The organism is uncultured Imperialibacter sp., from assembly GCF_963974565.1.
GTDB classification, from domain to species: domain Bacteria; phylum Bacteroidota; class Bacteroidia; order Cytophagales; family Cyclobacteriaceae; genus Imperialibacter; species Imperialibacter roseus.
Genome location: NZ_CAXBCJ010000019.1, coordinates 16,690 through 36,139, shown reverse-complemented (window position 1 = coordinate 36,139; position 19,450 = coordinate 16,690). Strand labels below are relative to the sequence as shown.

Annotated in this window: 16 protein-coding genes; 11 read left to right on the top strand and 5 right to left on the bottom strand. The window is 45.0% G+C overall.

The features are described from left to right. Positions 1 to 17 precede the first annotated feature (17 nt). The 5 genes from AAC052_RS21725 to tsf all read left to right on the top strand — a co-directional run bounded on the left by AAC052_RS21725 (position 18) and on the right by tsf (position 3,480). Entirely contained in the window at positions 18 to 728 is a 711-nt protein-coding gene (locus tag AAC052_RS21725) for an RNA pseudouridine synthase (RefSeq protein WP_151996378.1), read from the top strand. Between the two features lie 154 nt (positions 729 to 882). Then, the gene (gene rplM / locus AAC052_RS21720; RefSeq protein WP_317489555.1) at positions 883 to 1,332 is read left to right on the top strand and encodes a 50S ribosomal protein L13; all 450 of its coding nucleotides are present in this window, start codon (positions 883 to 885) and stop codon (positions 1,330 to 1,332) included. Positions 1,333 to 1,342: 10 nt separating this feature from the next. Continuing rightward, complete coding sequence (rpsI, locus tag AAC052_RS21715) at positions 1,343 to 1,729, top strand: 30S ribosomal protein S9 (protein WP_151996380.1); 387 nt, start codon at positions 1,343 to 1,345, stop codon at positions 1,727 to 1,729. Between the two features lie 30 nt (positions 1,730 to 1,759). Then, positions 1,760 to 2,536, top strand: a complete 777-nt coding sequence (rpsB, locus tag AAC052_RS21710) for a 30S ribosomal protein S2 (protein WP_151996381.1) — start codon at positions 1,760 to 1,762, stop codon at positions 2,534 to 2,536. 113 nt (positions 2,537 to 2,649) lie between these two features. Continuing rightward, positions 2,650 to 3,480, top strand: a complete 831-nt coding sequence (gene tsf, locus AAC052_RS21705) for a translation elongation factor Ts (RefSeq protein WP_317489556.1) — start codon at positions 2,650 to 2,652, stop codon at positions 3,478 to 3,480. Positions 3,481 to 3,544: 64 nt separating this feature from the next. Here tsf and AAC052_RS21700 read toward each other — a convergent pair whose 3' ends face one another. Continuing rightward, positions 3,545 to 5,407, bottom strand: coding sequence for a glycosyltransferase (locus AAC052_RS21700; RefSeq protein WP_339815484.1), 1,863 nt, complete (start codon positions 5,405 to 5,407; stop codon positions 3,545 to 3,547). A gap of 721 nt (positions 5,408 to 6,128) precedes the next feature. Between AAC052_RS21700 and AAC052_RS21695 the strand changes: the two genes are divergently transcribed. After that, positions 6,129 to 6,677 (top strand): NUMOD4 domain-containing protein, encoded by a 549-nt coding sequence (locus tag AAC052_RS21695; RefSeq protein ID WP_151996384.1) that lies wholly within the window; start codon positions 6,129 to 6,131, stop codon positions 6,675 to 6,677. A gap of 400 nt (positions 6,678 to 7,077) precedes the next feature. Here AAC052_RS21695 and AAC052_RS21690 read toward each other — a convergent pair whose 3' ends face one another. Beyond that, positions 7,078 to 8,025 (bottom strand): ketoacyl-ACP synthase III, encoded by a 948-nt coding sequence (locus AAC052_RS21690; protein WP_339815483.1) that lies wholly within the window; start codon positions 8,023 to 8,025, stop codon positions 7,078 to 7,080. 650 nt (positions 8,026 to 8,675) lie between these two features. Here AAC052_RS21690 and AAC052_RS21685 point away from each other — a divergent pair. Continuing rightward, entirely contained in the window at positions 8,676 to 10,370 is a 1,695-nt protein-coding gene (locus AAC052_RS21685; RefSeq protein ID WP_339815482.1) for an AMP-binding protein, read from the top strand. Between the two features lie 302 nt (positions 10,371 to 10,672). Here the strand turns inward: AAC052_RS21685 and AAC052_RS21680 are convergent, their stop codons facing one another. From AAC052_RS21680 to AAC052_RS21670, 3 genes are read right to left on the bottom strand one after another with little or no spacing between them, the layout of a single operon-like run. After that, positions 10,673 to 11,191: a hypothetical protein gene (locus AAC052_RS21680; protein WP_339815481.1), complete on the bottom strand. Its 519-nt coding sequence runs from the start codon at positions 11,189 to 11,191 to the stop codon at positions 10,673 to 10,675. Between the two features lie 12 nt (positions 11,192 to 11,203). Next, entirely contained in the window at positions 11,204 to 13,765 is a 2,562-nt protein-coding gene (locus tag AAC052_RS21675) for an FtsX-like permease family protein (protein ID WP_339815480.1), read from the bottom strand. Next, positions 13,765 to 14,463, bottom strand: a complete 699-nt coding sequence (locus tag AAC052_RS21670; protein WP_339790363.1) for an ABC transporter ATP-binding protein — start codon at positions 14,461 to 14,463, stop codon at positions 13,765 to 13,767. Before AAC052_RS21670 ends, AAC052_RS21675 begins: the two co-directional genes overlap by 1 nt. Before the next feature lie 241 nt (positions 14,464 to 14,704). On the opposite strand from AAC052_RS21670, the gene AAC052_RS21665 reads away from it, so the two are divergent. The 4 genes from AAC052_RS21665 to AAC052_RS21650 all read left to right on the top strand — a co-directional run bounded on the left by AAC052_RS21665 (position 14,705) and on the right by AAC052_RS21650 (position 19,414). Then, the gene (locus AAC052_RS21665) at positions 14,705 to 15,382 is read left to right on the top strand and encodes a hypothetical protein (protein WP_339815479.1); all 678 of its coding nucleotides are present in this window, start codon (positions 14,705 to 14,707) and stop codon (positions 15,380 to 15,382) included. Positions 15,383 to 15,394: 12 nt separating this feature from the next. Next, complete coding sequence (locus tag AAC052_RS21660) at positions 15,395 to 16,087, top strand: hypothetical protein (protein WP_339815478.1); 693 nt, start codon at positions 15,395 to 15,397, stop codon at positions 16,085 to 16,087. After that, positions 16,084 to 16,866, top strand: a complete 783-nt coding sequence (locus AAC052_RS21655) for a hypothetical protein (RefSeq protein WP_339815477.1) — start codon at positions 16,084 to 16,086, stop codon at positions 16,864 to 16,866. Before AAC052_RS21660 ends, AAC052_RS21655 begins: the two co-directional genes overlap by 4 nt. 328 nt (positions 16,867 to 17,194) lie before the next feature. Then, on the top strand, positions 17,195 to 19,414 hold the full coding sequence (locus AAC052_RS21650) for a tetratricopeptide repeat protein (protein ID WP_339815476.1): 2,220 nt from the start codon (positions 17,195 to 17,197) through the stop codon (positions 19,412 to 19,414). Positions 19,415 to 19,450: the final 36 nt, after the last annotated feature.

Below are 19,450 nucleotides of genomic sequence, written 5' to 3'. Positions count from 1 at the left end.
GGAATTAGTTTTGGTTCATGAAGAAAGAGAAATTTGAAGACTGGATTTTGTTTGAAAATGAGAACTACCTGCTGGTAAACAAGCCTCCTTTTCTTTCTACCCTCATGGACAGGCAGAGCGAACGCAATGTACTCGATTTGGCAAGAGGCTACGTGACTGATGCTCAGGTAGCGCACCGGCTCGACAAAAACACATCGGGAGTAATCGCTATCGCTAAAAACCCCGAGGCTTATAGAAGCCTGGCCATCCAGTTTGAAAAAAGGAAGGTGTATAAAATATATCATGCGCTGACGGATGGCATCCACAAGTTTGAAGACCACAAAGTGGCTGTTCCTTTGCTTACCACAGGAAAAGGTGAGGTGAAGCCCAGCCGAAAAGGTAAGGCATCAGAGACCATATTGAATTCTATAAAAGCGTTTTCCAACCACACCTTGTTAAGCTGCAAGCCACTGACGGGTCGGATGCATCAGGTAAGAGTGCATTGTGCTTATGCCGGAGCGCCTATTGCCTGCGATGAGCTATACGGTGGCAAGTGGCTTTACTTGTCCAGCCTTAAACGCAAGTTTAATATTGGGAAGTTCGAAGAAGAGCAACCCTTGATCAAGCGTTATGCGTTGCACGCTCATGAATTGGTCTTCAAAGACCTCGATGGAAAAAAAGTGGGAGCTGTGGCACCATACCCAAAGGACTTTGAGGTGCTGATCAAGCAGTTGGAGAAGAATAGCTGACCCCTGAGAAGTTGATTTTGGCAAGCGGCCGGAGCTAACTTAAATATTTTCAGGGCATTATTGTAATTCAATTTTTATACTTCTATCTTTGTGTCCCTTTTTGAGGGCAAGGTATATTCTGTACACAATAAAGAAATTAAAGCTGTTTCGATAAATGGATACGATAAGCTACAAAACACAGTCTCTAAGCAAGGCGAAAATTGAGAAGAACTGGGTAGTGATTGACGCTGCTGATCAGATTCTTGGTCGTTTCTCAAGCCGGGTGGCTAATGTTCTTCGTGGAAAGACAAAGGCTAGCTACACTCCTAATATGGACTGTGGAGATAATGTGATCATTTTGAATGCCGAGAAGGTTCGCCTTACCGGTAAGAAAATGAACAACAAGACATACATCCGTCACACAGGTTATCCTGGTGGTCAGCGTTTTGCTTCACCTAGAATGGTGTTGGAAAAAGACCCAAGAAGACTTGTTGAGATGGCAGTAAGAGGAATGCTTCCAAAGAATAGCTTGGGCAGAGAGCAATTCCGCAATCTATATGTTTATGCAGGCACTGAGCATCCTCATGCTGCACAACAACCAAAAGAAATCAAGTTAACATATTAGTAATTAGTTAATGGACGTAATCAATACCATAGGCAGAAGAAAGACCTCCGTAGCGAGACTATATCTTCAGAGCGGAAAAGGTACTTTCAACGTAAACGAAAGAAGCCTTGAAGAATACTTCCCTTCAGAAATCCTTCGTCTGATTGTTCAGCAGCCTCTTGAGCTTACCAGCGAGTCGGGCAAGTATGACATCAAAATCAATGTTGACGGTGGTGGAATCAAAGGTCAGGCAGAAGCGATTCGTTTGGCAATTTCCAGGGCACTTTGCGAAATCAGCGAGGAGTTCCGTCCGGCATTGAAGAAGGAAGGCTTCCTTACCAGAGACCCTCGTATGGTTGAACGTAAGAAATACGGTCGTGCTAAGGCTCGTAGAAGATTCCAGTTCAGTAAGCGTTAATCAGTATTTCATATACTTTATATATAATTAATGGCTAATCTAGAATACAAGGACTTACTAGACGCTGGTGTTCATTTCGGACACTTAACGAGAAAGTGGGATCCCCAAATGGCTCCATATATTTTCATGGAGAAAAATGGAATCCATATTATCGATCTTAACAAAACGCTTGTGTGCCTCGAAGAAGCGTCTAAAGCACTCAAGCAAGTAGTACGTTCAGGCCGCAAGGTGATGTTCGTGGCTACAAAGAAGCAGGCCAAAGACCTGGTGGCTGATGAAGCAAGAAGGCTGAAGATGCCTTATGCTACTGAGCGCTGGTTGGGCGGTATGCTTACAAACTTTGCTACTATCCGCAAGTCATTGAAGAAAATGCAGGGTATTGACAAGTTGATGAAGGAAGAAAGCTTCACCGGCCTTGCCAAGAGAGAGCGTTTGATGGTGACTCGTGAAAAAGAAAAGCTGGAAAGAGTGCTTGGCGGTATCGCTGACCTTACTCGTCTTCCTGCAGCTCTTTTCATCGTGGATATCAAGCGTGAGCACATAGCAGTGAAAGAAGCTCAAAAGCTGAACATTCCTGTGTTTGCTATTGTGGATACTAACTCAAACCCTAACGAGGTTGATTTCCCTATCCCAGGCAACGATGATGCTTACAAGTCTGTGAAACTAATTTTATCTTACATCTCTGAAGTAATTGAGGAAGGTCTCAATGAGCGCAAGAGAGAAAAAGACGATGCAAAGTCTAAAGAAGACGAAGATGAGAAGCGTCGGGTAGATGAAGTAGAGGCAGTAGAAGAATCAAAAGATTAATTTATAAATAGTGTATCCGGAAACGGATAGATTTTAAAAATTGAACATCGGAGATCCTTCGGTGTTCAATTTTTGTTTAAAGCATTTCAAAAAACATTAAAGGATAAATAACAATGGCAATCACTGCACAAGACGTAAACAAGTTACGGCAAATGACTGGCGCCGGCATGATGGATTGTAAGAAAGCACTTACAGAATCGGACGGTGACTTCGAAAAAGCAATAGAGATTTTGCGGAAAAAGGGACAGAAGGTTTCTGCTTCCCGCTCTGATCGTGAAACTACAGAAGGATCCGTTTTTGTGCGCACTAACGACAGCAATACAAAGGCAGTTCTTATCTCGCTCACTTGCGAAACAGACTTTGTTGCTAAAAACGAAGAATTCGTTAAGCTTGGCAACACGATCATCGACCTGGCATTTGCTAAGTCTCCAGCTTCGGTAGAAGATTTGAAGGCACTTAAGGCTGGCGATCTTACAGTTGACGAGAAGATCATAGAGCTTGTTGGTAAGATTGGTGAGAAGCTTGAAATTTCTGCTTACGAAGTGATGGAAGCCGAAACGGTAGTTTCTTATATCCACGCTGGCAGCAAACTTGGCGTTTTGGTAGCTCTGAAAGGTGGAAACAGCGCTGACGTGATTGACGCTGGTCGTGACGTGGGTATGCAGATTGCAGCCATGAACCCAATTGCAGTGGATCAAAACAGTGTTGACAAAGCTGTTATTGAAAAAGAAATTGAGATTGGAAAAGACATTGCTCGTCAGGAGGGCAAGCCAGAGGAGATGGTAGAGAAAATCGCTCTTGGCAAGCTGAACAAATTCTTCAAAGAAAGCACATTGCTTAGCCAGGCGTTCGTGAAAGACAACTCAAAAACGATTGCTCAATACCTTGATAGTGTTCAAAAGGGATTGACTGTCACTTCTTTCAAGAGAATTTCAATCGGTTAAGGTTTATATTATCATTAATAGATAGGAAAAGCGCCCTTATTTGAGGACGCTTTTTTTATTTGGACTAAGCCTTCAGCCGATCAAGCGCCAGCTGATAGGCTTGATCATAATACTTCGTTAGGGTAGTCCAGTCGAAATATACCGACGTGCTCTCCACCTTGTTTCGTAAGGTGATTCTTTCCCTTCGGTTCATATTGATGAACTTGTACATTTGGTAAGCAAGCTGGTCGGCCGACTGATTGAAGTTCCTTTTCTGCCGGTTTACCACATAGATTCCATTGCTGGCATGGTCTTTCATATTGTGCAATACATAGTCGCCAAACCCAGCCAGGTCGCTCGTAATGGCCGGCACCCCGCTGGCAATACATTCAAGCGGAGTGTAGCCCCAGGGCTCGTAGTAGCTTGGGAAAACACCCATGTGACAACCTCTTACAAACTGGCCATACTCCATGCCAAACAGCGGGTTGGTCGAGTTTACAAAATCAGGGTGATACACAATTTTCACTCTGTCATCCTCATGATTGAGAAGGCTGGATGTTCTGAGGAAGTTAAGGATGTCGTCGCCACCGTCGTCGACCAAATTGTGAGTGACTACTGGTGGTAGTTGGTCCGTTTTCCAGCTTTGCAGAAGCCTTCTGTAGCGCAGTCTCCAATAGTCGTCAACAAAGTCGTTGAGCATGGGGAGTCGATGGTCGCTACTCGAGGCTGCCGAGTAGAACAATCTTTCGCCTACCTGTTTTTTGATAGCGTCTGTTGTTTGGCGCAACTCTTCGAGCACAGCCCGGCTGTGCAAAATGTCAGGGTTGATGCTGTGGAATGGCTGTTTTGTAATGAAAAACATGACGACCGTCATTTCGCTCCCTTCATTTTTCAGCCTCCAGTTGAGGCGAGCCAGCGCCTCAAGGGCCAGGTCAAACCCTTTGTTTTTGTATTCATACCTGCCCGAGGTAAAGAAATACAGCGTATTGTCCAGGTCAAAAGTATAGCTCTTGAAGAAGTGAGCCATAGCAAACTGGTGTATTTTTTCTTTGTACTCCCGGTGAAGGTTCTGGAATTCGTGCAATGCCTCAAAGCGCTGGTTGTTGATGCCGTTGGGCAGGATCACATCGGGCGTTCTGCCAAGCAGGTACTTGCACTCCTGGGCTGTAACGTCAGAGACCGTGGTGAACACCTGAGCTCCGTGAGCCGCTGCTCTCTCCAGGTTGGCGATGGCCTCTACGTTGAAATTGGTTGCTTCCTTCGACCAGTCCATGAAAGGCAGGTGCTGGTAGAAGTCAGAACTGTTCATGGCGAGGTAACGACCCAACAGGGTGGCGTGAGTTGTAAACACCGTGGATATCGGCATTTTTTGCCTTCTGATGTCCGGAATACACGACGCAGCCATCCACTCGTGGAAATGCGCTATAATCTTTTTCTTTTTGGCGACACCCAGCGATAGTTCATCGAGGAAGATTTTAACGCACTCTCCAAAGGCAACTACCTGGTCAATCAGGTGATCCTCGGCTGGTGTGGTGATACCGTGGTGTTCCCATAGCAAATATTTGATTTCACCAAGCTTGTTCCAGATACTGCCGAGGTTAAATAGAACAGCCTTGGGGCGCCCCGTCACAAGCCAGTGGCCATAATGCACTTCAAATCCCTTTTCCCTCATTTTAACAACGGCCTTGCCAAAAGGATCAGAGAAATCATCAATTGGGTCAAATTCAGCAGATACCTGGTGCTTAAAGTAGGGGCCCAATAAGCAGTAGTTGTCGCCCCATTTGGGCATAGTGGCCGGCACCTTGGATCGTATCACTGTATATATACCACCCACCTGATTAAGGACCTCCCAGGCTATCTCCACAAGAAGGGTGTCTTTCATTTCCTTTTTGCTAATCTTCTTTAACGCTTTTACAGCTTTTGCTTCCTGGCCTTTGGTCGTGCTCATAGTAGGGTGCTTAGTAGGTATATATGTAGGGTCTCCAATGTGCTAGGTAAATTATAACTATTTTTTTAAGGAAGAAATTACTGAGCCAGTATTGCGTAGTAAAATCAACTATAGGATAGATTGTCTCCATATTTCATGTGTGTAAAATTTGTTTTTCAACGGCCACATGGAATAGCTTTTACCAATGGGAATGAATATTTAGATTTTCGATTCACTTATTCATCGTTCCACGCCGGTTCCGTTGGGTATGGTATTCCTTATGGCTATTTCATCATAGAGCACTATTTGAAATAGTACTCATATGAAGGAGGCTTCTCATCAGGGTGTGGATTTTGCGTCCGGTACCGACTGGCAGAATGTATTGGCCGGTGTGGCTAATGTGTTGACCCAATAAGCAAATTTTGCAATCGTTTGCACTGAAAATATTGTTTTTTTATATGGTTATTATTAATCCCATATAAATGATGTTTTTGTATATAAACATTGTCAATGGATATTTTAAGCATTAAATAATGTGACATATAATTTTAAATATCATCAGTGAATAGAGTAATGTGTTTCAATCTCAAAAATATTTTTTTGACCTTTCCGTATTTTGATTTTCTCCTACCAACAAAATGCTATATTTGAAATATTCTCTTCAAACGAGGGTAATTAACCGTCGTTATTGAATTATTTATAAAATAGACAACATTAGTTTAAGATTTTACTAACACACGCTATGAGCATTCAAAGAATTGAACGTATAGAAGAGGTGTGGAAGCCCATTGATGAATTTTCGAACTACGAAGTATCCAATAGGGGTCGTATCAGAAGCAAAGACCGAGAGACTTTTCACAGGGGAAGCCAAACGATGATGAAGGTGAAAGGCAAGGTGATGAAGCAACGATGGAACAAGTCGTGTAAGTGCTTTTTCCTGGATCTTCTCAATGATGACGGGAAAAGGAGAACTGTTTATCCGCACAAAGAAGTTGCAAAAGCTTATTGTATCAATGTTCTTCCGGATGAATACAATATGATTATTCATCTTGACAATAATCCCCGCAACAACGACTCGACCAACCTGGAGTGGGTAAGTTCTTCTGAACATATGGCTTTCCAGTTTGAGAACGGAAACAAAGACAACTACAAGGTTTGGAAGATAAGGAAGCGACGCTACAAAAATGGATTTAAGCCGGACACCACATTTAAAGGACGTCCGAGAAAAGACGAGGTTTATGTTGACAGCGAGGTGGAAGTGGAGGAGGAAATGCTCGAGGCAGTAGAATAAAAAAAAAGAAGGGCTTGTGCCCTCCCTTTTCCATCAACCAACCGTAAACTAAAAACTATATCCTTTTGCCAGTATGCGGGGTGTTAAGTAACTGCTTAAAACCCAGAGACTCAGGAGTATATTTTAACCTTGAGATTCGTGGCAGAGTAGATTTTTCTGTTGTTGTCGTTCAGCATCCACTTTGCGTATTGTTATTTTCTATTTTGAGTTCTTGACCTTTGTGTCTGCCTGATTACAGACACCTGTTAATAGCCAAACGACGTGCCAACTTTTGTAAGTAGTTGAAAAACAGTTGTTTACTCGGGAGACCGGAAATGTTATCCTGGCGGAATGTCCGAAAATGATACATGTATAGGCCGGTGATGTACAGTACAACTATTAAAAATGGTTTTACGTACCGCTATTCTTTCACCAGCAGCATGGCACCGTAGCTGTAGCCACCACCAAAAACCGTCACGACTATTTTGTCTTCGTTTTTGAACTCATGCCAGTGCTCGGATATGCCAATAGCAGCACCTGCGCACCCCGTGTTGCCAAGGTACTGTACGTTTGAAATAGCTTTTTCAGGCGATAGCTTCAGGTTTTCCGCCACATTCTTTGTTATCCTGTGGTTGGCCTGGTGAGGAATCAGATAAGAAAGATCGTCAAGTGTGTAGTTATTTCTTTCAATGATGTCTCTGGTGGCCGATGCCATATAGGAACAGGCGTTTAGAAATACGTCTTTTCCATAAGGCATTTCAATGCCACCGTGGAGAGGCCTCAAAGTAACTCCCTCCAGGCCCCTTCCCACATGGGCGGCACCTCTGGTAAAAATTTCTTTCACTGCCAAACTTGGCGTAGTTGGCTTGTCTTTGGTCACCAGCAAAGCACTGGCGCCGTCTCCCCAAAGATGGCCTGCCTTGTGGTCGTGCTCGTTGTGGTAGGCCGTGTTATGCTCGGAAAGGACAACCAGCGCATTTTTTGACTTTCCCATCGCCATATAGCCCTCCACAATCTCCATGGCATTGAGGAATGAAGAGCAGGCCGATGAAATGTACACCACCGCTGCATTCGTTGCGTTGAGGTAATGTTGTGTCTTGTGGGCAAGTGTAACGATGGTGTCGTACGGAGTGTAGGAAGCACCTACAATCAGATCAACCTGCTGAAGGGGAAAGTCTACTTGTTTTTCGAGTGCTTTTACGGCCTCAAGGGCCATTGTCGCCGTGTTTTCTTCCACCCCGGCCTTTCGCCTTTCAGAAATGCCAGTCCTTTCTACGATCCACTCGTTTGTCAGGCCGTTTAGATCGGCGAAGTATTGATTCGTAACTCGCTGGCTGGGAATATAATGTGAGATATCTCTAATGTACATGTATCCTGTGTGCTAGGATTTTGCCTCAAAATAAACACTTTCGGGGTTATTAACCTTGTTATTTTTTGTGTTTGGCTACAAAAAAACAAACCGGACAGTAGTCTGCCCGGTTGTTTAGAGATTGATTAGTCCTTAGTCAGAATTTATTTTTGAGTTTTTCTTTTTTTGATCGCTTTCACGACCGCTATTTCGTTATCATCTTTTTGCAACTTGATGGGTTGAGTTGTGCTCAGCATCAGCTGATGGTTGATTCTGGTTAGCCTCCCACAGTATTGTCAGGCCCAGCATGATTGCCAGACTAGCCCACACATTTTTACTGAGTAAAATTTGCCGTAACATGTCACTTAAAATTTGATGTCCTGATTATTTTGAGTTGTTGACCTGCCACATCTTAGCCAATTGCTATGCCAAAAAATTTAAATATTTGATAATCAATAAGTTGTAATTTTAAGAAAGGCTTGTTGTGTCCGGTTTTGCAACACTTTTCTTTCAGGAGTGTACAGCTTTGTTGTTAAACACGTACTTTTTGCTGACAGGCAAGCCAGTCAAAGCCAGTGGATCTGCCGCCGTGAAGTTACTGCGGGCTTACTTTCATGGAAAATTCTCCAAGTTTTAGATCAATTTTCATAAATTCAGGAAACAGCATCCGTATGACCTCGACTGAAGTAATTGAAATTCCTGAAAACATCAGGTCTAAGTATGATCCAAGATCACTCGTGGAATGGTTTTTTCATTGGGAAAAAGGGACACCCGATCGTGTTTTTTTACGGCAACCCAATGGGGACCAATGGATCGAATACACCTGGAAGCAAGTGGGGGATGAAGCCCGCAGGATGACTTCTTATTTGAAGAGTCAGGGTCTTGTCAAAGGAGACCATGTCGGGTTGATTTCCAAAAACTGCTCCCACTGGATTATTGCCGATCTGGCGATAATGATGGGAGGTTATATTTCAGTTCCACTATACCCCAATCTGGTAGGGGAGCAGCTGAACCAGGTGCTGGAGCACAGCGAAGTGAAGCTGCTTTTTGTTGGAAAAGTAGATGAGTGGGACAGTATGAAGAAGGGCATCCCTGAAACACTGCCCTGCTTAACTTTGCCTGAAAGCCATGTGGAGGACTACGACAAGTGGCAGGACATTATCGCAAAGAATGATCCTCTGACAGAAAGCGATATTCCGGATGAAATGGATTTGTGCACCATTATTTATACTTCAGGAACGACCGGCTCGCCGAAAGGTGTGATGTACAATCACAAACAACTGAAGTTCACTGCCGCTGCTGCCAAGTATGTGATAAATTTTGGAGATAAGCGTCATCGATACTTCTCTTACCTCCCGCTGTGCCACGTAGCCGAAAGAATGATTATTGAGCTGGGTGCGCTTCATTGTGGTGGGGTTATTTCATTTGCTGAGTCGCTGGATACGTTCATGCAGAACCTTTCAAATGCCCAGCCGACCATGTTTTTTGCTGTGCCACGCATTTGGACCAAGTTTCAAATGGGCGTTTGGGAAAAAATGCCACAGTCGAAGCTGGATTTTCTATTGAAGCTGCCAATTATTTCAGGAATTGTGAAAAAGAAAATTCGGATCGGCCTGGGAATCAACGAGGCAGAATATTGCCTTACTGCTGCCGCTCCTTGTCCGCCCTCGCTTCATAAGTGGTACAACGCTCTCGGTATTCAGCTGCTCGAGCTGTACGGCATGACGGAGAATGTTGGCGCCTGTACGCTGATGCATCCTGACAATGTAAAAATGGGAACCGTAGGGCAGCCTTACCGTGGCTCCGTTCTCAAGATTGAGGAAGAAACCGGGGAGATACTTATGCAGGCGCCGTGGCTGATGCAGGGATACTATAAAGAGCCAGCGATGACGGCTTCGGTACTCAAAAATGGCTTCCTGCATACAGGCGATATGGGAGAGATTGATGATGAGGGCTTTTTGAAAATTACAGGGCGGGTAAAAGACACTTTCAAGACGTCCAAGGGCGAATACATAGTGCCGGGGCCTATCGAGTGGGGCTACTCTCTCAATGGTTACATCGAACAAATATGTGTTTTGGGCAGAGGACTACCACAACCAGTGGCATTGGTGGTTATTTCAGACAAGGCGCTGAAAAAGAATCGGGTTGAGGTAGAAAAATCGCTTGTGGATACCATGAACATGGTGAACAAGGATTTGGTGGATTACGAAAGGGTGAGGAAAGTGATTGTGATGAAGGAGCCATGGACGATGGAAAATGGCATATTGACGCCTAAAATGAGTATAAAAAGAAATGTTTTAGAAGGGAAATACGAAGAAAATTTACAAACTTGGTACGCAACAGAGAATACTGTCATATGGACATAACTTTTCTGTTTTGTGCTTATCAATTTCAGGGACCCTGTTGAATCTTTCAACAGGGTTCTTTTTTGGATCAAGCGGAAAATCTGGGAGATAAAACTCAAAAGGAGTGTTATTCGATTCAGCAAATAGGCGGCGATAAAAAAGCAAAACTGGTTCAATGCGTCTCGCCCGGCCGGGCTTCTCCAGTCGGACAGGCTTGAACCTTTTGCTTTTTTATGCAAGCAGAAAATACCCATGCCAAAAATCAATCCCCCCAGAAATACAGATTGATCCTCTTTTTTTACCAAAAAACGTTTTGATAAATGTTACAGGTCTGAAAGTGCTCTCAAAAACTTCTTCGGAAGCTGGCAATTCTCCTCGCCAAAGTGCCTTGTGTCCACTAGCTCGAAAATCTTCCAGTAGCCATCTTTGTCTTTGAATAGAAGAAAAGCATCGATACCACAATGGGAAAATTTGTCGCCAGCGAAGAAGGCATATTTAGTCCACACCTGGGCCAGTCTGCCATCTATTTCTACCTTGATGTCCCAAAGCGGCTCGTCATAGATGATTTCCCTGGGTTTGGCCATGGCCTCAAAAAACTTGGTCATATCATCTGACCTGAGGCTTTCTTTTCCCGCTTCTCTGTCCATTACGGTATGAAGCTGTGCATTGGGCGTAAACATTTTGTGATAGCCAGTGGTGTCTGCTTTCCTCATGCCCTCAAACATGTCGAAAACTACTGACAGCACTTCCTTCTGCTCGGCTGACCATTTGGTTTTCTTTTGGGCCGTTGCCGAGCTGGCTGCACACAATATCAATGCTGCGATTGCCAAAAAACGATTCATAGTTGGGTCAAATTAGATTTCACGTCTTAAAACTTCCAATGGAGGATTATTCACTACTTCCCTGCTGTTAGTTACCCCTATGGCTACAGTCAGTGCCGTAATGCCTCCAATAATTGCGAGAAGGGGCATCCACACTGGGCTGAAAGTAGACTCGAACAGGAAGTAGGACAGGGTCCAGGATCCGGCTAGTGACAGCAATATGCCAGAACAGGAGGCAAAAACCCCCAGAAACAAGTATTCAAGGCCTGCTATTGTCAGCACCTGTCTTCGGCTCGCACCCAGCGTTCGGAGAAGGACGCCTTCCTGTATTCGCTGGAACTTGCTAATGACAACCGAGGCAATGAGAACCAAAATGCCGGTTGAAATGCTCAAGAGTGCCATGAACTGAATGACGAAGGACACCTTTCCCAAAATATCGTCGAGCGTTGACAAGATCAGTTGCAGGTCGATGATGGAAACGTTGGGGTAGTTCCTTACCACAGCTTGCTGGAACCTGGCAGAAAGCTCGTTGTTTTCAACTCTTGTGATCAGTACATGAAACTGAGGTGCTTTTTCCAACACTCCCTCGGGGAAAATGAGCAGGAAATTGGTTTGCACCCTGTTCCAGTCGATGCGCCGCAGGCTGCCCACGTAGGTTTTGATGAGGGCGCCCTGCACGTTGAACAACATTTCGTCGCCCACTTTCACTCCCAGATTTTCGGCGTAGCCGTCGCTCATGGAAATAAAGATGGTGTCGTTAGGGTTCTCAATTTTGCCAAGCCATTTGCCTGCAATGATCTCTTCTGAGTCGATGAGTGAATCTCGATAAGTGATCCTATACTCCCGATTATATGCCCAGTCGGGTAGACCCAATGTGGTGTCAGCTTCTGCTTCTTTTTTGCTATAGCCTTTTAGTTCTTCGAGCCGCATGGTCACCACAGGTACGTCTTGTATTACCGGGAGTTCGTAGTCAAGGGTCATCGTTTTGATGGCCTCTTTCTGATCGGACTGTATATCGAAAAGCACCATGTTGGGCCGGTCGCCCGCACCGGTGATGCTTACCTGACTGATGAGAGACTGCTGAACAAGGTACAGCGTAGAAATGAGGGCTGTGCCAAGGCCAACTGTGATAATCAAGATCATTGTTTGGTTCTGTGGCCGGAACAGGTTGGCCAGGCCTTGTCGCCACACATAGCTCCAGGTGATAGGGAAAAACTTTTTCACTGACCAGGTGATCAGTTTGGCAACTCCGGCAAGTAAAAGGAAAGCTGCAATAAGGCCTCCTGTAAACGACAAGGCATCGAGAATAGAGCCAATTTGCCACCAGGCAAAGCCAAGAATGAAAGCCAGGATTGCCGCATAAACGGGGTAGATACCACGGGTAGAATCAGGAACGGCCCCATCAATTCCCGCCCTTATTGCCTGCAATGGAGCTACCTTCCGGATACGAAGAAGCGGAGGAAGCGCAAATAGCACAGAGATTGACAAACCGAGAGCAATGCCTTGCAGAATGGCTGACCACGAAAGGGCAAAGTCGACAGTGACTGGAAGGAAGTCTTTGAGCACACCCGGCAGATACATTTGCAGGACTGACCCCAGCACACTTCCAATGATGCCACCCAGCAAACCGATTGACGCAATCTGTATAAGAAAAATAAAGAAGGCCTGGATAGACGTGCCGCCGAGGCAGCGAATAACTGCCACAGACGTAATTTTTTCTTTGATATAGATGTGGACGGCGCTGGCAACGCCAATGCAGCCCAGCAGAAGTGCAACAAAGGCTACCAGGTTCAGAAAGCCCGTCAGGTCTTTGAATGCCCGGCCAGTGTCTTCTTTCTGTTCTTCGACGGTATCGTATCTCCAACCTAATTGGTCAAACCTTTTTTCATACATCTCCTCAACGGTTTTTACGTAGGCCTCGTCGTCGAACCTGAAGTACTCCATGTAGTTGATGCGGCTGCCCTTTTGCAGGAGGCCGGTTTGCTCCACGTATTCGAAGGGGATATACACCACCGGAGCAACGCTGGTGGTAATTCCCGTTTGCCCCGGAATTTTTTGTAGCCGACCGACGATCTCAAACGACTCGGTACCCACTTTTACTTCGTCTCCCACCTCTACGCCGAATTGTAGCATGAGTGTTTGGTCCACAAGGGCCTGTTTCTTTCCCCGGAAAGACCTTGCAGCTTCTACTGGGTCGGTTTCGATGGCCCCATAATAGGGGAAGTCACCCTCCAAAGCTCGCACCTGCACCAGCCTGGTGCCCTGGCTCCTGGGGAAGTAGATCATGGAAGCAAAGTAGCATTCGCTGGAGCGCTCGGTGCCGATAGAGTCCAGCAGCGGCTGGTAGTCTTCTGTAAATGGCTGGCTCGACCTCACGACCAAATCCGCCCCTAGTAGCCCCTTCGCCTGGTCATTGATGGCAGAGAAAAGAGAAGCTTTGAAGGAGTTGATCGCTACCAGGGCGGTGATGCCGAGGATAATAGAGGAGGTGAACAGAAAAAGTCTGGAGCGGCTTCTGCGGCTGTCTCTCCACGCCATTTTCCACAGCCAGCTTTTGCTATACTCCGGTCGGTTGATGCTGATTTTGCTATCCATTATGCTTGCGCTGCCAGTGCCGATTCGGTGAGTTCGATTACTTTTCCGCCTTTCAGCCGGAGGATGCGGCCAGTTTTTCGAGCCAGCTCCATGTTGTGGGTAACCAGCACCAGGGTAGTGCCCTGCTCCTTATTGATCTGGAAAAGCAACTCTTCTACTTTGATGCCTGTTTCTTCATCCAGGTTGCCCGTGGGTTCATCGGCAAACAGGATTTCAGGGTCGTTGGAGAAAGCCCTGGCCAAGGCCACCCGCTGCTGCTCACCACCCGACAGTTGAGTAGGATAATGATGCAATCGGCTGCCAAGACCGACTCTTTCCAGCAGTTCGATGCTTTTTGCAGCAACGCCTTTCTCCCCTCTGAGCTCCAGCGGCACCATCACGTTTTCCAGCGCTGTGAGGGTGGGGAGTAGCTGAAAATTTTGGAAGATGAAACCTATGTGCTGGTTTCTGACCCTGGCTCGGTCGTCTTCATCCAGCGCATCGAGCTTAATGCCACACACTTCTACACTGCCCGACGACGCTCGGTCGAGGCCGGCGCAGAGCCCGAGCAGGGTTGTCTTGCCACTGCCTGAAGGGCCAACGATGGAGAATGTTTCGCCTTTTGCCAAATCGAAGGAAACATCATCGAGAACGGTGAGTGAACCTGTAGCGCTTGAATAAGACTTGGAGAGGTTGGTTACTTTAAGAATAGATGACATAGGAGTCAAAGCTATAAAGATTAAACAAATACACTTTATCTACGGAGGTGTTTTGTTATTGTTTACATATTTGTTTAGCCGAGAAAATGAATGTCCGGACGGTGACTTGGTTCAGAGGTGAAAATTTTGAATATATTGTCTCCATTGTATTATTCTCAAATTATTTCCCCATTTTCGATGCCCATCAGGATTTGGGGGTAGTGCTGATATGAAAGAGAGAGTTATTTATATTGTTTTTTCAATGCTTTGTTCTAGTGCTTCTGCTCAATACTCAGCATATGAATGGGTGGTTGGAGCAGGGGTTTCGCATCATCTGATTTCTGGGGATGATAAATATGACACAAGCAGTGGTTTCCGAGTTGACAATTCTGAGAATCAAACCAGGGCCGGGTTGTCCGGAGGGAAGATGGTTTCACGCAACTGGCTGCTTTATGGTTTGTTAAATCGAGACTGGACAGGCAATGAGTTTGTTCAGCGACAGTACAGCGGCGGAGCCATAAGGTACTCATCAAAGTCCTATGAAAATCAAACTGTTTTTGGGCTTGGGGTGGCCCGGTACTTTTACCTGAAGGACTCCTTGTTTTTTTTAAAACTGAACGGCGGTCTGAACTTTGGGACAGGAAGAGGAAGCCAGGAAATTCGTGGTTCCACTTTTTATGACGGAAATTGGGATTTTCGATCACACAGTTATTATGCTGAAGCAAACCCGTCTGTAGGCTTTTTTATAAGAAAAAGGTTTGTTTTTGAGGTTTACTTCCTATCAGCGACGTTCGGATACTTCGATGTGAAAGCTGTGAGTGGTTTGGGGGGAGGTTTCGTCCCTTTGGACACACCTACCAACAGGTATTACCGTACAGACGTCAAATTTGATGGGAGTTCGCTGGCTTTTGCTATTTCTTATCTGTTTCAACCGAGATAAATTTATAAAGAGATGCGTAATGTTTGGAAAAATCTTGGAGTTCTGGCTTTGGCAAGTCTTTTCGCTGCCGATGCCGTTGGCCAGTTTGGCAAGGGGAATTTGGTGCTTGGGACAGGCATAACTGTTTCAAGTGAAATTGGTGATAAGGATATAAGTGGTGAAAATTTTTACGTACCCATTAAATCAAAATCGCTTTATTTTGAAGTGGATCCATCACTAAAGATTTTTCTTAGCCAGAAGTGGAGTTTGGATCTAATGTTGGGCATAGGGCATACATCTACTAAGAATACGAGCGAGGATGTGGATGGACACAAAAGTGAAGGCACAGCAAAACTCATGGCTTTTCAAGGAGGTGCTGGAGCTTCCAGATATCTGGAAATTAAAGAATCGCTACTCTATTTTGGAGTTTCGGCCATGCTTGGGTTGTCGACAGGAAAGTTTGAAACCAGTAATTCTTACCAAAAGCAGATCAGCGACGAGTATTTCATTAATGCGAGTCCGTCACTAATAGTGTTTTTGTTTCCGAAGCTAATTCTACAGGCATCTGTCGGAAATTTGGATTTACATGTGATAAAGAACACTTTAGAGAGGATTAATCCGCCTGGGTACCTGCCAGCAAAAGAAACTGATAAGACTGTGGGCTTTGATTTGGATTTGATACCCACCTCCATATCGTTAAACCTGCAATACCTTATACGACAATGAAAAAAAACCGGTCAGTTGGGATAGTAATCGGACTGTTTGCTCTTGTGGGCTGCTTTAAGGAAGATTCAGAGGTGATATATAGGTACGAGGTGTCACCATATGCTGAGCTTAAGGACATTTGGTTTACAGAAGGTGGGGATAATCAGCCAGATTCACTTTTTGTTTCGATATTTTTGGCTGACGAAGAAATGGATATTGGTTTACTCCCCAGCGAAACATATCACCCCTATGAATGGAATAACAAAGTGGTGGATTCAAAGAGCCAGATTTTGAAGTGGGATGAAAGTAATTACTACCCTCCTTTTTTTCTTTTGATTCCATATAGGGATCGCATAGATACAGTTCTTTATTCTCAAAGTGATCCGAGAGAAGATGACATTGAGTCGTGCCATAATTCAAATCTTACGGAAGACGGCAACCTATTTAAGGTAGAAAATACTTTCAGGCACAATATCTTTGTTGACTTGATGGTAGAGTTTGATGGTGAATTTATTCCTTTTGGCAAGTTGTTCACAACTAGTGATTGTTACCTGGGATATGATGCAAGATTGCCCCCGCCACCCAGCCAAATTGGTACACAGACATATATTGGAAGCCCTTTTAAAATCTCCAGATTTAACAAATTTGAAATCGAGATTCAATATTCTCTTCTTTCTCAAGCCTTTTCTATTTTCAAGGATCGGCGGTATAGGCTAAGCATCTCTATAGCTGATCGTGCCTTGAATCGTACTGATCTAATGGAATCGGAAGAGTTTAGACTCACTGAAATCAAAAAATAAAGCCGTCATATCCTGCCGGCTCTATCTAGTCCCGTGTTAGCCAACTACACCGAAGTGTAATCTTATGAACGACCTCTGTCTCTTTGAAACTTCTTGTTTTGGCGTTCAAAGCCTTTTGCTGGAATTCTATAATAAAATAATTCCACCTATGTCCCTTGCTGTTTGTGTCAATGGTCTAGCCATAAGGATTTCTCATAAATACTTCCTATGTTAAAGCTTCATCATCAGCTATTTGATAACCATTAATTTATCGAAACTAGGCTTCCAATGCCTCTTTGTTTTGCGAATGGATAGTATTTCCTTTTGAGTAGGCATAATCATTTTGCAAATGAAAATTACAGAGGTTAAGTTTTGGCTGTTTCTCAGCTTGATTTTCTGCCAGCCGGGTATCACTATTTCCCAAAGTTTCAGAAAATCCGTTGATAGTCTCCAAAGCCAGCTCAGCAGTAAAATTGCTGACACGGCTTATGTAAACACACTCAATAGAATTTCGAGCGCACTCCATGGGAGGAACTTCAGAGAGGCTGTTCGCTATGCCAACCTGGCTATACAAAAAGCCGAAGAAATTGGTTACCAGTATGGTGTAAGCAAGGGATACCAGAATATCGCTTTAACCTCATGGGCCAATGGCAGGTATGATCAGTCACTCGAGAATCATATGAAATCTATTGAGATGTTTCGCAAAGGTGGAATGACGAATGAGCTGGCGGAGGCCTACAACAAAATTGGTCTTGTATACTTCTATCTGGCCGAATATGAGGAAGCAATTGGCTACCTGAGCAGGTCAATTGAGGATTACAGAGCGAGAAGCGATACCGCCAATTTGGCCAGGGTATTGAACAATATGGGTCTTGTGCATGATGCCAAAGGAGACTATGCTGCATCCACCCGATACATCATAGAAAGCCTGCAACTGAGCCAGAGCTTTAGACAGTTGCGTGATCAGCAGAACCGCACCTATGGCAAGGGAATGATACATGAGAATGAGTTCATTAACAGGCCGATTCTGGAAGAAAGGTTGGAGAGAATTGAGCGGGTGAGCGAGAGCGGAAGCGCTGAACAGCTTGCTAATCTTTGCGTTGAGGCTGCAGAAATTTACTTTGTTTTGAAGGAGTACAACTCAGCCCTGAGCTATTACAGAAGAGCCGCCGAGATTTACACTGAGCTGGATGAGCAGGTGTTGTTGGCTCATTGCTTGCGTGACCAGGCCGAATGTTATGCCGAGCTCGCCGACTTCGGGACTGCTCTGGAAGTTTTTCGTCAATCAGAGTCAATCTACCTCAGAGAAGGAAACTACATAAGACTAGCTGCGGTTGTGGCGCAGCTTGGGGAAACAAATTATAAGCTGGGCAATATTGAGGAATCCATTTTGCATTATAAAAGACTAGTTGCCCTTGACGACAGCCTTGGTCATAGGGCAGCTTTGTCAAAGACTAAGATAACCCTGGCACGGATACTATTGGAACAAGGCAAGAAGCAGGAGGCACTATCTTATGCCCAGTCAGGCTATGAAATAGCAAGGGAAATTGGGTCGCTTACCCGTGTGGAGACGAGTGCGAGGCAGCTTTATGAGTGCAACAAGGCTATGGGGTTTATGGGCACCGCCTTGAGTTATCTGGAGGAAAGCACCTCGCTAAAGCAGAAATTTGGGGACGAGCTTACCCACCGGGAAATAGCTGAGCTACAAATTCAGTACGAAAGTGAAGAAAAGCAGAAGGCAATTGATCAGCTAAGTGAAGTATCCGAACTGCAAAGCAACGTCGTGGCCTTGCAGAAGCAGTTGTTGATGCTTATGGGAGGAGGTTTTGCTGCGTTTGCGGTCATCCTCGTTGTGATGAGAAATCGATTGATCAAAATCAGAGAGCTTAAATCGGGGATTGAGGAGAAGAATGCGCATATAGAAGCACAAAATTTTAAGCTAGAAAAAAGAGGCAGAGAGCGTGAGCTTTTGATCGGGGAAATTCACCATCGGGTAAAAAACAACCTGCAGGTTGTTTCCAGCATGCTGAGGCTACAGCAGCGGAAAGTAAAAAATGTTGCGGCCAAAGAAGCTCTTTTTGCAGGCCAAAACAGGGTGCAGGCTATGTCGCTACTTCACCAGCGACTTTACCAGCACGGGTCGTATGGTAAAATTCCTATCGCCGACTATGTGTCGGACGTGTGTAAGCATCTGGCAAAAGTCTACAATTTGGATACGCAAAAGATGAAGAGCAGCTTTGAATCTGATAATGTCAACCTCGACATTGACACTGCGGTTACGATAGGGTTGATGGCCAACGAGGTGTATTCAAATATTTTTAAACATGCCTATCCTTTTGTGGATGTGCTGAGGCTTCACTCGGAAATAAAAAGAGAAAATGGATTGACCATCCGGATCACAGACAATGGTCCTGGCTTGCCTGAAAAGATAGATTTCAATGAAACTGGTTTTGGCCTAAGGCTTGTTGAAATGCTTGCCACTGAACTGGGCGGTGAGGCTACATTTGCAGGTGGGAAGACAGAAGGATTGACTGTCACAATCAGAGTAGCCGAAGCTTATATCGACTAATGGCGGTCGCCTTTTTCTGAGGGCGCAGAAACAGCC

What these genes read in the sequence shown, in the direction of transcription:
- AAC052_RS21725 (WP_151996378.1), top strand. Translation starts at nt 18, where the DNA reads ATGAAGAAAGAGAAATTTGAAGACTGGATTTTGTTTGAAAATGAGAAC.
- rplM (WP_317489555.1), top strand. Translation starts at nt 883, where the DNA reads ATGGATACGATAAGCTACAAAACACAGTCTCTAAGCAAGGCGAAAATT.
- rpsI (WP_151996380.1), top strand. Translation starts at nt 1,343, where the DNA reads ATGGACGTAATCAATACCATAGGCAGAAGAAAGACCTCCGTAGCGAGA.
- rpsB (WP_151996381.1), top strand. Translation starts at nt 1,760, where the DNA reads ATGGCTAATCTAGAATACAAGGACTTACTAGACGCTGGTGTTCATTTC.
- tsf (WP_317489556.1), top strand. Translation starts at nt 2,650, where the DNA reads ATGGCAATCACTGCACAAGACGTAAACAAGTTACGGCAAATGACTGGC.
- AAC052_RS21700 (WP_339815484.1), bottom strand. Translation starts at nt 5,407, where the DNA reads ATGAGCACGACCAAAGGCCAGGAAGCAAAAGCTGTAAAAGCGTTAAAG.
- AAC052_RS21695 (WP_151996384.1), top strand. Translation starts at nt 6,129, where the DNA reads ATGAGCATTCAAAGAATTGAACGTATAGAAGAGGTGTGGAAGCCCATT.
- AAC052_RS21690 (WP_339815483.1), bottom strand. Translation starts at nt 8,025, where the DNA reads ATGTACATTAGAGATATCTCACATTATATTCCCAGCCAGCGAGTTACG.
- AAC052_RS21685 (WP_339815482.1), top strand. Translation starts at nt 8,676, where the DNA reads ATGACCTCGACTGAAGTAATTGAAATTCCTGAAAACATCAGGTCTAAG.
- AAC052_RS21680 (WP_339815481.1), bottom strand. Translation starts at nt 11,191, where the DNA reads ATGAATCGTTTTTTGGCAATCGCAGCATTGATATTGTGTGCAGCCAGC.
- AAC052_RS21675 (WP_339815480.1), bottom strand. Translation starts at nt 13,765, where the DNA reads ATGGATAGCAAAATCAGCATCAACCGACCGGAGTATAGCAAAAGCTGG.
- AAC052_RS21670 (WP_339790363.1), bottom strand. Translation starts at nt 14,463, where the DNA reads ATGTCATCTATTCTTAAAGTAACCAACCTCTCCAAGTCTTATTCAAGC.
- AAC052_RS21665 (WP_339815479.1), top strand. Translation starts at nt 14,705, where the DNA reads ATGCTTTGTTCTAGTGCTTCTGCTCAATACTCAGCATATGAATGGGTG.
- AAC052_RS21660 (WP_339815478.1), top strand. Translation starts at nt 15,395, where the DNA reads ATGCGTAATGTTTGGAAAAATCTTGGAGTTCTGGCTTTGGCAAGTCTT.
- AAC052_RS21655 (WP_339815477.1), top strand. Translation starts at nt 16,084, where the DNA reads ATGAAAAAAAACCGGTCAGTTGGGATAGTAATCGGACTGTTTGCTCTT.
- AAC052_RS21650 (WP_339815476.1), top strand. Translation starts at nt 17,195, where the DNA reads ATGAAAATTACAGAGGTTAAGTTTTGGCTGTTTCTCAGCTTGATTTTC.